Source organism: Kineobactrum sediminis (assembly GCF_002868715.1).
Classification (GTDB): domain Bacteria; phylum Pseudomonadota; class Gammaproteobacteria; order Pseudomonadales; family Halieaceae; genus Kineobactrum; species Kineobactrum sediminis.
The window spans coordinates 351,077-365,098 of sequence record NZ_PKLZ01000001.1 but is presented as its reverse complement, the minus strand read 5'-3'; the positions used below and the strand labels follow the sequence as shown (position 1 = coordinate 365,098).

Genomic DNA, 14,022 nt, shown 5'->3' with positions numbered 1-14,022 from the left:
GTTTCGGGCGCGACTGCCGGTACCAGCGGGGTCGGCATGAGGATAGCTATTGTGGCCGGCGCTGGAACATGGAAATGGGCTAGCGCCTTACCGGGCGTTTTTGCAGCTTGCGCTGCAGCGTGCGCCGATGCATACCCAGGGCGCGAGCGGTTGCAGAGATATTGCCCCGGTTTTCATTCAGCACCCGCTGCATATGCTCCCATTCCAGGCGTTCCAGGGAGTGTGGTTGCACCGGTACCTCATTGCCCGGCCGTTTGCCGCCGAATGCCAGCAGAATTTCCGCCACGGTTGCGGGTTTGCACAGGTACTGGGTGGCGCCCAGTTTGATGGCGTCCACTGCTGTGGCAATACTGGAATAGCCGGTGAGGATCACCAGCGCCGCGTCCGGCGCCAGTCTCCGCAAGGAGGGCACGGCGGCAAGACCGGACTGTCCGGGCATGTTCAGATCCAGCAGGATGTGCGTGGGTGCAAATCCGGCACAGTTTTCCAGGGCTTCTTCTGCGCTGGTACAGCACCGGCATTCAAAGCCATGGCGGGCAAAGCCGCGTGCCAGCACCTGGCTGAAGGTGGCATCATCATCCACCAGTAATATGCGTCGTTGCTCAGGCACCCTCGCCCCCCACCGGTAACGTAAGCGTAGCGATGGCACCGCCTCCGGGTGCATTGGCGAGTTGCAATTGTCCGCCATGGCGCTCGGCGGTGGCCCTAGCCAAAAGTAAGCCGATGCCCAGCCCCGTACCGCCCCTGTTCTGGAGGGCGGCGCGATGCTCTGTCAAGGCAGCAGTCCCAAGTCCGTCGGACCCGGCGCCAAGACTGCGGAGCAGGCTTTCCTGCACGCCCGGACCATGATCCCGAATGGCGATCTGCACTGTTTTCCCGGTCCAGTTCACGGTCACTTCTATTGATTCGGAACCGGTATCAGCTGCGTTGTTGAGTAGATTCTCCAGGGCCTGGGGGAGAGTCTGGTCGAAGGCGATCATCGGCACCGGCCCGGTGCCGGCAATAATCACTCGACAGGACACCCGTGGTCGTCGCGCCGACCAGTGCTCCACCACCGTGCGGGTAAAACGATCCGTTGCCCTGACTTGCCGCGCACCGGCTGCGGACAACTCTGCGGTATCGCTAAGCTCAGCCAGGGTTCCACGACACTGCAGCAATTGCTGGCGCAGCAATTCAATATCCTCCCGTGCCTGTCTGCCAAGGCTTTCATCCTGCTGCAGTTCTTCTACCAGCAGAGTCATCGTGGCCAGGGGTGTACCCAGTTCGTGAGCGGTGCCCGCCGCCAGGCTGGCGACCGCGAGAATCTGGTCATGACGCAGACGATCCTCCCTGCGCTCCATTTCCCTCACCTCCTGCTCCCGCAGTACGGCCGCCATGCGCACCACAAAAAACGTGATCAGGCCGGCGCTGAAGAGGAAGTTGAACCACATGCCGAGGCTGTGAATGCTGCCCTGGGCATGACCCATTGCCGCATGCGGCGAGAACAACGGAAACGGGACCCGGAAATACAATAGCAGGCTGTAGGCGCCGACAGAGGCCGCCGCAACCAGCCAGGTGTAACGCCAGGGCAGGACTGCGGCTGCCACCACAAGCGGCACGATGTAATAGGAAATAAAGGGATTGTCGGCACCACCGCTGTAATACATCAGGGCACTCCAGCCGATCACATCAACCATGAGTTGGGCCAGGAATTGCAGATTGCTCACATCGCGCGCACGGGTGCTCCACCACAGGCTGGCTACTGTGAGCAGTGCGAGTATGACCAGGCTGGCAGCCATACCCCGGAGGCTGGCCGTAGTTTTACTCACCGTCAGCACATAGGCCAGTACGCCAGCCTGGCCCAGCAGTGCGATTGCTCTTATCGCCAGCAGGCTGCGCAAGTTGGCGAGCGAGGGGCTATAGGCGGAGTCAGTGGCCAGGGGCCTGGAAGTTTCCACCATCGCATTATAGCGGGACGGGTCGTCGGACGGCAGTGGCAATATGCCGCAGTGGTGGCAGGCTTCCAAGTCCAGCAGCGTGATGAAAAATGTATTGCCCCCAAAACCTGCCCATGGGCTGACTTTCTACTATGCTAAGTTGAACCTTACATTCCCGGTGAGATGGGTACAGGTATGGATTTGATGTGGCTACGGAACCCGCCATGACTGAAATGGAAAGACTCTTATCTCTGTGCGGCATTCCGGGTGATTACCTTGATTATGGTGGTGAGCGGCGCCAGGTGCCGTGGGAGCACCGTCTGCGTGCACTGAAAATAATGGGCTACGAGACGGAGGATCCCGATGCGGTTGCAGCGGCCACTGATCGTCTGGCGGCGGAGCCCTGGCGACACTGGTTGCAGCCGGCTTATGTGGTATCCATCGCAGCGCCACTGGTGACCCTGAACTGCACAGCCGCGCAGCTATCGGCTCTCCTGGCCTGGGAGTTGCAGCTTGAAACCGGGGCAACGATGAATGGCCAGTGTCTGCCGGCAGAGTTGCCCGAAGTAGGTGATTACCTGGCCGATGGTGAGCGCTATAGCGCCCGCCAATTGCCGTTTCCCGCCCTGCCGCCCGGTTACCACACTCTGCATGTCGTGGATTGCCAGCGGCAGGAAACGGCTACAGTGATAGCTTGTCCCGAGCGGTTTTATGGCGGCGATACCGAGTCGGGATCGCGCATGTGGGGTGTCAGCTGCCAACTCTATACCCTGCGTTCGGCGCGTAACTGGGGAGTGGGTGATTTTACCGACCTGATGGAATTGCTGGCGCTGGCGGCTGCGGCCGGCGCCGACCTGGTGGGATTGAATCCACTGCACGCTCCCTGCAGCGCCAGCGATGATGCCGCCAGCCCCTATAGCCCATCGGACCGCCGCTTTCTCAATCCATTGTATATTGACCCGGAGCAGGAGCCGGAGTGGCAACTGATTGCACCGCAATTGGTAACCGCCGCCTGGCAGCAACAGCGTGACCAGCTGCAGGCCGCGCCGCTGGTGGATTATGAGGGAGTTAACATCCTCAAATACGCTGCCTTTGAGTTGCTCTATAGTGCCTTTTGTCACCAGCAGCTGGCGCAAGACACCGCAAGGGGAAAAGCTTTCCGGGAGTTCCGGGCTAACGGCGGTGAAACCCTTGAGGGGTTTGCTCACTATGAGGCCAGTTACAATATCTGGGCCTGGCGGTACCGCCAGAACACCGGTTTCTTTGCCTGGCTGCAGTGGCTGGCCGCGGAGCAGCTGGCCCGCTGCCAGCAACGGGCGGATGAGGTGGGTATGCGCCTGGGGCTGATGCAGGATCTCGCCGTCGGCGCGGTGGGTCAGGGCTGTGAAGTGCAGCAGTCCCAAACTCTGTATCTCACCCAGGCGAGCATTGGTGCGCCCCCGGATCCCTTTGCGCCCAATGGCCAGGATTGGGGTTTGCCGGTGCCGCACCCTCAGCGATTACGGGACCAGGGGTTTCGGTTTTTCACTGACCTGTTGCGACATAACATGGCCTCCAGCGGCGCGCTGCGTATTGATCACGTGATGGGCCTGATGCGCCTGTGGTGGTGCCTGCACGATACCGAAGACCCGGCCGGGCTCTATGTCTATTACCCCTGGGATGACTTGCTGGCGCTGTTGCGACTGGAGAGTTGGCGTAACGAGTGTGTCGTGATCGGCGAGGATATGGGTGTGGTGCCGGAAGCGTTCCGGATTACGATGGGTGAGGGCGGGATGTTGGGCAACCGGTTGTTTTATTTTGAACAACACCCGGATGGGCGCTTCCGCGCACCTGCCGAGCAACCTGCCGATGTATTGCTGATGGTTACCAATCACGATGTACCCACCCTGGCTGACTGGTGGCAGGGCAGTGACCTGCAGCGTCGTTATGACCTCGGTTTGACGGCAGATGCCGCACTCCTGGCGCAGCAACAACAGCAAAGGCAGGTCGACCGTGAGCAGCTACAGTATTGGCTGGCGGACGCCGGATTGCTGCCGCCTGATGTGGGGCCGACATTTGACATGGCGCTTTGTCATGCTATTCATCAGTGTTGCGCCCGCAGTCGGGCACACCTGCTGCTACTGCAGCTGGAAGACCTGCAATTGCTTGTCGAACCGGTAAATATCCCCGGCACCTCTCGGGAATATCCCAACTGGCGTCGTAAGCAGGTCATGGAGTCTGCCCGGCTGTTTGCCGATACCTCAATACAGGCGCTTTTGAGTGCCGTCGATAAGGAACGAAGACAGTGAAGGTAAATGACACTCGCTACCAACCCACCCTGCATCAGGGTGAAATCGAAGCGCTTGTAACCGGGCGCCATGCCAACTGTTTTGCGGTACTCGGCCTGCACAATCAACAGGCCGGTGCGGGGCTGGTGGCGCGCGCATTACTACCCTGGGCACAGAGTGTGGCGCTGGTCAGTCGCGAAGATAACCGCAAGATAACCCGGCTGCAGCGCGTTCACGCGGAGGGGTTGTTTGAGGCGAGCATTCCCAGCCGGCAGCACCATTTTGATTATTACTGGCTGGTCACAACGGCGACCGGCGATGTGATGGTCGAGGACCCTTACAGTTTTCCACCAGCAGTGTCGGACCACGATTTCTACTATTTTTGTGAAGGTACCGAGGAGTTTGCCTACCGTCATCTGGGTGCCCATCCTCGCGTGCTCGAAGGTATTGAAGGTGTCCTGTTTACCGTCTGGGCTCCCGCGGCCCTGCGGGTATCGGTGGTGGCCGATTTCAATGGCTGGGATGGGCGCCAGCATGTGCTGCGCAAACACCCGGCCTCGGGAGTGTGGGAAATTTTCATCCCCGCGGTTACCGATCAGACCCTGTACAAATATGAAATCCTGGCCGCCAATGGTGCCGTGTTGCCGCTAAAGGCAGATCCCTATGCCCGATCCATGCAGCATCCCCCTGAAACCGCCAGCCGGGTACTGTTGCACGAAGGCAGTTACTGCTGGTCGGATGACGACTGGATGGCCGCGCGGGAGGCGCAGCACCAGCATCCGGTATCCATATACGAAGTGCACGCAGGGTCCTGGCGGCGGCGCAGCGAGAACAATCGCTATCTCAGCTACACGGAACTCGCCGACGAGCTGATTCCCTACGTTGTTGAACAGGGCTTTACCCACATTCAGTTGATGCCGGTGAGCGAGTACCCCTTTGATGGCTCCTGGGGCTACCAGCCGGTAGGTCTGTTTGCTCCCACAATCCGCTTTGGCACGCCGGATGAATTCCGCGCTTTTATTGATCGTTGTCATCAACACCAGATCGGTGTTCTGTTGGACTGGGTGCCCGGGCATTTTCCCAATGACCCCCATGGCCTGGGGCGTTTTGATGGCTCTGCCCTTTATGAACACGAGGACCCTCGCAAGGGGCTGCATCCCGACTGGGACACCCTGATCTATAACTATGGGCGCAGCGAGGTGGTCAGTTTTCTGCTGAGTAACGCCATTTACTGGCTGGAGGAATATCACATCGATGGATTGCGGGTGGATGCGGTCGCCTCGATGCTGTACCTGGATTACAGCCGACAGCCCGGCGCCTGGCTGCCCAACGTACATGGTGGCCGCGAGAATCTCGAGGCGATCAACCTTATCAAACAGGTCAATGAGCGGGTACACGCCCATTATCCGGGGGTAATGATGGTAGCCGAGGAATCCACCGCCTGGCCCGGGGTTTCACGCCCGGTTGCTACCGGGGGGCTGGGGTTTGACTTCAAGTGGAACATGGGCTGGATGAACGACTCGCTTTCCTATATGGCCCGTGATCCCATCTATCGACCCTATCACCATAATGAACTGACCTTCAGTCTGGTGTATGCCTGGGATGAGAATTTCATTCTCTGTCTCAGTCACGATGAGGTGGTACACGGCAAGGGGGCACTGGTGAGCAAGATGCCGGGAGATGATTGGCAACAGTTTGCCAATCTGCGCGCCTATCTGGGTTTCATGTGGGGTCATCCCGGTAAAAAGCTGCTGTTCATGGGCGATGAGTTCGCCCAGCGCCGGGAGTGGAATCACGATCGTGAACTCGACTGGTTCCTGTTGCAACATGCCTCCCACAACGGTGTTGCGCGGCTGGTTCGCGATCTGAACCGGCTGTACTGCGACACGCCTGCCCTGTACGAAAATGATTATGAACCCGCCGGTTTCAAGTGGGTACAGCACGACCGCAGTCAGATCTCGGTATATGGGTGGCTGCGCTTTGCCCTGGATAAGCGGCAACACCTGCTGGTTGTTGCCAATATGACCCCCGAGGTACACCACAATTACCGGGTGGGCGTACCCGAGGTCGGTTGGTATCGCGAATGCCTGAACACGGATGCTGCCGAATACTGGGGCAGTGGCCAGGGCAATATGGGCGGTGTTGAAGCCCTCGCGGAACCGTGTGACGGGCAGCCCTGCTCGGTCATAGTAACCGTCCCTCCGCTGGCCACTGTGATGCTGGCGTTCGACGGCGTAGATGACAGCGATCATTCCAACGGGAGTAAGCAATGAAAATCCTGGCCGGTGACCCTTATCCCCTGGGGGCGACCCACGACGGAGACGGTACCAATTTTGCGCTCTTTTCCGCCCATGGGACGGCAGTGGAGCTGTGTTTGTATGACTCGGCAGGCAAACAGGAAACAGGGCGGGAGATGTTGCCCGAGCGTACCGGTGATGTCTGGCACGGCTACGTCCCGGACGTTCATCCGGGCTGTTGTTATGGCTACCGGGTTCACGGTCTTTTTGAGCCTGGCGAAGGGCACCGCTTTAATCCCCATAAACTGCTGCTGGACCCATACGCCCGCCAGCTGGCCGGGCAGTTCAGCTGGAATGAGGCCCACCTGGCCTATCCACCTGATGCGTCCGGCCTGGATCTGGCATTCGACACACGGGATAACGCCGAATGGATGCCCAAGGCCGTGGTGGGCGAACGTATAGAATGGTCCAACAATGCCAGGACTCCGCTGGTGCCGTGGCGGCAAACCGTTGTTTATGAAACTCACGTGCGGGGCTTTACCATGTGTCACCCGGATGTGCCGGAAGACCAGCGCGGCACCTTTGCCGGCTTGTCCCAGCCCCAGGTGATCGATTACCTGAAGGCGCTTGGCATTACCAGTGTCGAGTTGATGCCGGTGCATGCTTTTATCGACGAGGCACATCTCCTGGAAAAAGGCCTGACCAATTACTGGGGTTACAATACGCTGTCGTTTTTCTCGCCGCACCAGGCCTATCTTGGCAATAGCGACGCTGCCGGGTTCAGGCAGATGGTGGACCGCTTCCACGAGGCCGGCCTGGAGGTGATCCTGGATGTGGTGTTCAACCACAGCTGTGAAGGTAATCATTTGGGTCCGACACTGAGTTTTCGGGGTCTGGACAACTTCTCGTATTACCGGCTGGACCCAAAAGACCGGCGCTTCTACGTTAATGACAGTGGTTGCGGCAATACCCTGGATATTCGCCATCCGCGGGTGTTACAGCTGGTTACCGACAGTCTGCGCTATTGGGCCGGCGCCATGGGTGTTGACGGTTTTCGCTTTGACCTGGCAACCGTGCTGGGGCGCGGCCAGCGCGGGTTCAGTACCGAGGCCACTTTTTTCCAGGTGCTGTCCCAGGACCCGCTGCTGTCTTCCTGCAAACTGATAGCCGAGCCCTGGGATATCGGCGCACACGGGTATCAGTTGGGCCATTTTCCCGGCGGCTGGAGCGAGTGGAACGACCGTTATCGGGATACTGTACGACGCTTCTGGCGTGGCGATAATGGCCAGTTGCCTGAACTGGCGCGGCGGCTGCATGGCTCGGGGGATCTGTTTGAGCGCGCCTGCAGGCGCCCCCGGGCCAGTATCAACTTCATCACCAGTCACGACGGCTTTACCCTGCGTGACCTGGTCAGCTACAACGAGCGCCACAATGAGGCCAACGGCGAGGATAATAACGATGGCCATCCTGAGAATCTCAGCAATAACTACGGTGTAGAGGGCCCCAGCGATGACCCGGAGCTGGAGGCGCTGCGGTGGCGGCAACAACGTAATTTCCTGGCGACGCTGGCGGTGTCCCAGGGCGTACCCATGCTGTTGGCGGGGGACGAACGCGGGCGCACCAAGGAGGGCAATAACAACGCCTACTGCCAGGATAACGAAATCAACTGGCTGAACTGGACCGATACCAGCAGCGAGTCGACAGAGCTGGAAGCCTTTACCCGGAAACTACTGGCGCTGCGCCGGCGGTTCCCGGTATTGCAGGCATTTGAATACCGGCATCTCCCCAGTGACTTCAGTGATGACAGCATCCAGTGGCTGCATGCGGAGGGTGGGCTGATGCAGGAAGAGCACTGGCATGACGAAGAGCTACAGCTGCTGGGCTATCTCCTCACCGAGAATCTCTCCACTGACAGCAAAGAGCTGCGTTGCCTGCTGGTAATTCTTAACGCTGCCATGGAGGACCGGCAGTTTATCCTGCCGCGGTCCGTGTCGGATCACTGGTATCTGATTGTCGATACCGCTGACCCCTCTGCCGACGCTGTTACCGAATTTCCCGCACAAGAGAGCGTTGAACTGATGGCCTGTTCCCTGAAAGTTCTCACCAGTAGCCACGAGGCGGCAGAGCGCGCGATGACTGCCTCGCCATGATTATCCGGAGTAATTGTATCCATGAATGAAGACCTCGCCCGCGCCCTGGAAGCGACCACCCTGGATGAAGATTTACTGCGTCATTACAGTCTTACGCTCGGGCGTGACGATAATGATGGCTCACATTTCTACCTGTACCACGCGCTGGCGCTCACGGTCAGGGACCGACTGGTGGCGCAGTGGCGTGACACCCGTGACACTTATCAGCAGAAAGAGTGCAGAAGTATCAATTACCTGTCACTGGAGTTTCTCATGGGGCGCACATTGAATAATGCCCTGCTCAATCTTGACCTTGAGCTGCCGGTACGCAAGGCACTGCAGTCCTGGGCCTGCGATCTGGAGGCGGTGGAACAGGAAGAGCTTGATGCCGGATTGGGTAATGGTGGCCTGGGACGCCTGGCGGCGTGTTTCCTGGACAGCTGCGCTACGCTGCAGCTGCCGGTCACCGGCTATGGGCTTCGCTACCAGTACGGCATGTTTCACCAGCGTATTGAAAATGGCTATCAGGTCGAGCTGCCCGACCGTTGGTTACGACATGGCAATCCCTGGGAAATTGAATGCCCTGAGGCCACCCGGCGGATCCGGTTTTTTGGTTATTCCGAATCTTACCGCGATGGTAACGGCGATATTCGTCAGCGCTGGGTGGATACCCAGGACGTGCTGGCGGTCCCCTACGACATCCCCATACCTGGCTATCGCAATGGTACCGTGAATACCCTGCGCCTGTGGGCATCGCAAGCCACGGACGAATTTGATCTCACCGAATTCAACGCCGGCAGTTACACCGATGCGGTCGCGGCGAAGAACCAGGCAGAGCAGATCACCATGGTACTGTACCCCAATGATGCCAGCGAACAGGGGAAGAGCCTGCGCTTGCGCCAGCAGTATTTCCTGGCCTCTGCGAGCTTGCAGGATGTGCTCGCAAACTGGGTGGCTACAGCCGGCCACGACTTCAGTAATTTTGCCGCTCGCAACGGTTTTCAGCTTAACGATACCCATCCCACTGTGGCTATCGCAGAGCTCATGCGCCTGCTGATGGACGAATACCGGGTCGGCTGGAACGAGGCCTGGGTGATTACTACCTCGACCATGGCCTACACCAACCATACCCTGCTGCCGGAAGCCCTGGAGAAGTGGTCGGTGAACCTGTTTGGCGATATGCTGCCGCGGCTGCTGGAAATCATCCACGAAATCAATGCGCGCTTCCTCTCGCGGGTAGCCGACAAGTGGCCGGGGGATCAGGATCGCCAGGCCCGCATGTCCATTATTGAGGAAGGTGATGAACCGCGGATTCGCATGGCCTACCTGGGCATTGTGGGTAGCCATTCAGTCAATGGCGTAGCCGCGCTGCACACCCGCCTGCTTACCCGGGGGCTATTCCGTGATTTTTATGAGTTGACGCCCGGCAAATTCAATAACAAGACCAACGGGGTAACCCCCCGACGCTGGCTGGCGCATTGCAATCCGCGCCTCAGTGCACTGCTGGACGAGACCATAGGCCGGCAGTGGGTAACGAACATGGACCAGCTGCAGGGTCTGGTCGACTATGCCGATGACGCCGCTTTTGCCGAGCGCTTCATGGACATCAAACAGGCCAATAAAGCCGCCCTGGCCCGACTGGTGGAGACCAGCTGCGGCGTCGGTTTCAGCACCGGGATGATCTTTGACGTACAGGTAAAGCGGATACACGAATACAAGCGACAGCTACTCAATGTGCTGCATGTCATACTCCTTTACAGTCGTCTGCTACACAACGATACCGCGGGGCTGCATCCGCGCTGTGTTCTTTTCGGTGGCAAGGCGGCGCCCGGTTACGCCATGGCCAAGCTGATCATCAAGCTGATCAACAATGTGGCCACGGTCATCAATCGGGATCCGCGTCTGCGTGACTGGCTGCGAGTGGTGTTTGTACCGGACTACAGCGTGACCACAATGGAGGTGATTTGCCCGGGTACCGACCTCTCCGAACAGATTTCCACCGCGGGCAAGGAAGCCTCCGGTACCGGCAATATGAAGTTCATGATGAACGGCGCGGTTACCATCGGCACCCTGGACGGCGCCAATATCGAAATTCGCGAGGCAGTAGGGGAAGACAATTTTTTCCTGTTCGGGCTTACCGCGGAAGAGATTGAGACCCGGCGTCAGCATTACGATCCAGAGGGCATTATCGCTGTTGACCAGGGTTTGGCGCAGGTCATGCAGCTGCTTGAGAGTGGCCACTTCAACCTGTTGGAGTCGGGAATTTTTGCGCCTTTAATCGCGGCCATACGCAACCCGGGTGACCCGTGGATGACGGCGGCGGATTTTCGCAGTTATGTAGACGCCCAGCAGCGGGTCGATGACCGCTTTACCGATCGAGCCGTGTGGGCGCGGATGAGTATTCTCAACACTGCCTGCAGCGGTCGTTTTTCCAGTGATCGTACTATCAGCGAGTACCGCGATGACATCTGGTACGCCGACAAACGCAGGGATTAGCCCAGCGGGGCCCACCGCCATAGACTTTCGGGAGCACAGCCATGGAAGACCAGAACCCGCGTTATGTTAGCAGGCTCACCCGCGATACGTTCGCCCTGGTACTGGCCGGTGGGCGCGGTTCGCGATTACACGAGCTGACCAGTTGGCGTGCCAAACCGGCACTGTATTTCGGCGGCAAATACCGGGTAATTGATTTTCCTCTATCCAATTGCGTGAATTCCGGTATCCGGCGTATCGGTGTCCTGACCCAGTACAAGGCCCACTCCCTGGTACGCCACCTGGTGCGCGGCTGGAGCCATTTCAAGAAGGAGCTGGGAGAGTATGTTGAAATCCTGCCCGCTTCACAGCGCTTCTCCGAAGACTGGTATAAGGGCACCGCCGATGCGATTTACCAGAACCTGGATATTATCCGCGCGGAAATGCCCAGGTATGTGATGATTCTTTCGGGGGATCATGTGTACAAGATGGACTACGGACCGATGCTGGTAAGCCATGTGGAATCCGGTGCCGAAATGACAGTCTGTTGCCTGGAAGAAAGTGTCGCCGAGGCGGCCGGTGCGTTCGGGGTGTTGCAGGTAGACAGTCGTTACCGGATTACCGGCTTCCAGGAAAAACCCGCGCATCCCGCCGAAATACCCGGCAAGCCCGGCTACACCCTTGCCTCCATGGGGAACTATGTATTTAACACCGAGTTTCTGTTTGACTGCCTGATAAAGGATGCAGCCAACCCGAATTCGACCCATGATTTTGGTACGGACATTATCCCCGCCCTGATGGAGCAGTATCCTGTACATGCCTATCCGTTTCGCGACCCGGTCACCGGTGGTCGGGCCTATTGGCGCGACGTCGGCACCCTGGACTCGTTCTGGCTCGCCAACATGGAGTTGATCGGCATATCGCCGGCCCTGGATATCTACGGCAAGGGCTGGCCCCTGTGGACTTACCAGGAACAGCTGCCCCCCGCCAAGTTCTCATTCAATGAGGAGGGGCGTCGCGGTATGGCGGTCGACTCAATGATTTCTGGCGGCTGCATCGTGTCCGGTAGCGAGGTTGTCGAATCCGTTCTTTTCTCCAATGTGCGCGTTCACTCCTATTCCAAAATCACCAACTCGGTGATCCTGCCGGAGGTGGAGATCAAACGGGGTGTTAAAATGCGCAATGCCATAGTCGATCGAGGCTGTGTCATTCCCGAGGGAATGGTGATCGGGTTTGATCCGGCGCAGGATCGTGCCAATGGCCTGCGGGTTACAGAGAGTAACCTGGTGCTGGTCACCCGGGGTATGCTGGGACAACGAGAAGGTTTCGCTTGATAGCAGGGATACGCGATGTCAGTTATGAAAGTCAGTTCGCAGCCTATTCGGGGGCAAAAGCCCGGTACCTCGGGCCTGCGAAAAAAAGTTCAGGAATTTATCGGCGAGCACTACCTGGAAAATTTTGTGCAGTCGATTTTCAATGCCATGGGCGAGTGCGGGGGCCGGGTACTGGTGATCGGTGGTGACGGCCGCTATCACAACCGTGAAGCGGTGCAGGTCATCGTGCGTATGGCCCTGGCCAATGGCTTCCGTCGTTTATTGATAGGGCAGGGAGGGCTGCTGTCGACGCCAGCGGCATCCTGCCTGATTCGTAAATATGGCGCCGATGGTGGAATCATCCTGTCCGCAAGCCACAACCCCGGTGGCCCGGACGGCGATTTTGGAATCAAGTTCAATGGTGCCAATGGCGGCCCGGCCAGCGAAGCTGTCAGTGCGGCGATATGCCAGGCCAGCGTGGTGATTGATCACTACCTGATCACCGATAGCCCGGATATCAACCTGGACAGTCCGGGTGAGCACACCGTTGGCGACGCCACGGTTGAGATAATTGACCCCGTTGCCGATTACGCAGAGTTGATGGAATCACTCTTTGATTTCCCGAAAATTGAGCACCTGCTGCAACAGGGTGGCTTCACCCTGTGCTTTGATGCAATGCACGCAGTCACCGGTCCCTATGCCGTTGAGATTCTGGAGCGACGCCTTGGCGCCCAACCGGGTACGGTAATTAATGGCGTGCCACTGGAGGACTTTGGCGGTGGTCATCCGGATCCCAATCTCGTCCATGCGACCGAGCTGGTCAGGCGGATGCGGGGCGACAAGCCACCTGATTTCGGTGCCGCCTCGGATGGTGACGGTGACCGCAACATGGTGCTGGGTAGCAGCCTGTTCATCAATCCCTGCGACTCACTGGCGGTCCTTACCGCGAATGCTCACCGGGTACCGGGTTACCGTAACGGACTGGCCGGGGTTGCACGTTCAATGCCCACCAGCCCCGCGGTCGACCGGGTCGCCGCGGCGCTGGATATTCCCTGTTATGAAACTCCCACCGGCTGGAAATTTTTTGGCAATCTCATGGACGCCGATAAAATAACCCTGTGTGGAGAAGAGAGTTTTGGTACAGGCTCCAGTCATGTGCGCGAAAAGGATGGCCTGTGGGCCGTATTGTTCTGGCTGAACCTTGTAGCCGAGTTGAACCAGTCTGCCGACACGATTGTCCGGGAACACTGGCAGCGGTTTGGTCGTGATTACTTTACCCGACACGACTATGAGGAAGTGCCCGCGCAGCAGGCAGAGGCGCTGATGGATGAATTGCGGCAGCAACTGCCGTCCCTGCCGGGACGTTCCAGCCACGGCCACACCATTGTTGCCGCCGATGATTTCAGTTATACCGATCCGGTCGACGGCAGTGTCAGTCACAGCCAGGGGTTACGCCTGCAGTTTGGCAACGGAGAGCGAATAGTGCTCCGGCTTTCCGGTACCGGCACTTCCGGGGCCACCCTGCGACTCTACGCCAACAGCCATGAGCCCGATCCGGACATGCTGGGCATTGATACCGGTAAAGCGCTCGCCTCTCTGCTTGCCGCGGCTGATACCATCGCCGGTATCAGCCGTCACCTGGGTCGCGATGGTCCGGACGTCATCACATGAGGGCTGCACACACTGAA

Annotated in this window: 8 protein-coding genes; 6 read left to right on the top strand and 2 right to left on the bottom strand. The window is 58.7% G+C overall.

What is annotated here, in order from left to right; genetic code table 11:
• Window positions 1-79 precede the first annotated feature (79 nt).
• Window positions 80-610, bottom strand: coding sequence for a response regulator transcription factor (locus CWI75_RS01610; RefSeq protein WP_241521035.1), 531 nt, complete (start codon window positions 608-610; stop codon window positions 80-82).
• Window positions 603-1,979: an ATP-binding protein gene (locus tag CWI75_RS01605; protein ID WP_146003526.1), complete on the bottom strand. Its 1,377-nt coding sequence runs from the start codon at window positions 1,977-1,979 to the stop codon at window positions 603-605. Before CWI75_RS01605 ends, CWI75_RS01610 begins: the two co-directional genes overlap by 8 nt.
• 161 nt (window positions 1,980-2,140) lie before the next feature.
• Between CWI75_RS01605 and malQ the strand changes: the two genes are divergently transcribed.
• From malQ to CWI75_RS01575, 6 genes are read left to right on the top strand one after another with little or no spacing between them, the layout of a single operon-like run.
• Window positions 2,141-4,204 (top strand): 4-alpha-glucanotransferase, encoded by a 2,064-nt coding sequence (gene malQ, locus CWI75_RS01600; RefSeq protein WP_101519707.1) that lies wholly within the window; start codon window positions 2,141-2,143, stop codon window positions 4,202-4,204.
• Entirely contained in the window at window positions 4,201-6,456 is a 2,256-nt protein-coding gene (gene glgB, locus CWI75_RS01595) for a 1,4-alpha-glucan branching protein GlgB (RefSeq protein WP_101519706.1), read from the top strand. The genes malQ and glgB overlap by 4 nt, the downstream gene beginning before the upstream one ends.
• Window positions 6,453-8,570 (top strand): glycogen debranching protein GlgX, encoded by a 2,118-nt coding sequence (gene glgX / locus CWI75_RS01590; protein ID WP_101519705.1) that lies wholly within the window; start codon window positions 6,453-6,455, stop codon window positions 8,568-8,570. Before glgB ends, glgX begins: the two co-directional genes overlap by 4 nt.
• A 21-nt stretch (window positions 8,571-8,591) precedes the next feature.
• The gene (locus CWI75_RS01585) at window positions 8,592-11,045 is read left to right on the top strand and encodes a glycogen/starch/alpha-glucan phosphorylase (RefSeq protein WP_101519704.1); all 2,454 of its coding nucleotides are present in this window, start codon (window positions 8,592-8,594) and stop codon (window positions 11,043-11,045) included.
• A 41-nt stretch (window positions 11,046-11,086) separates the two neighbouring features.
• On the top strand, window positions 11,087-12,355 hold the full coding sequence (glgC, locus tag CWI75_RS01580) for a glucose-1-phosphate adenylyltransferase (protein WP_101519703.1): 1,269 nt from the start codon (window positions 11,087-11,089) through the stop codon (window positions 12,353-12,355).
• A 15-nt stretch (window positions 12,356-12,370) separates the two neighbouring features.
• Complete coding sequence (locus CWI75_RS01575) at window positions 12,371-14,005, top strand: alpha-D-glucose phosphate-specific phosphoglucomutase (RefSeq protein WP_101519702.1); 1,635 nt, start codon at window positions 12,371-12,373, stop codon at window positions 14,003-14,005.
• Window positions 14,006-14,022: the final 17 nt, after the last annotated feature.

Coding starts and splice junctions, on each gene's coding strand:
- malQ (WP_101519707.1), top strand. CDS start 2,141: ATGACTGAAATGGAAAGACTCTTATCTCTGTGCGGCATTCCGGGTGAT.
- glgX (WP_101519705.1), top strand. CDS start 6,453: ATGAAAATCCTGGCCGGTGACCCTTATCCCCTGGGGGCGACCCACGAC.
- CWI75_RS01585 (WP_101519704.1), top strand. CDS start 8,592: ATGAATGAAGACCTCGCCCGCGCCCTGGAAGCGACCACCCTGGATGAA.
- glgC (WP_101519703.1), top strand. CDS start 11,087: ATGGAAGACCAGAACCCGCGTTATGTTAGCAGGCTCACCCGCGATACG.
- CWI75_RS01575 (WP_101519702.1), top strand. CDS start 12,371: ATGTCAGTTATGAAAGTCAGTTCGCAGCCTATTCGGGGGCAAAAGCCC.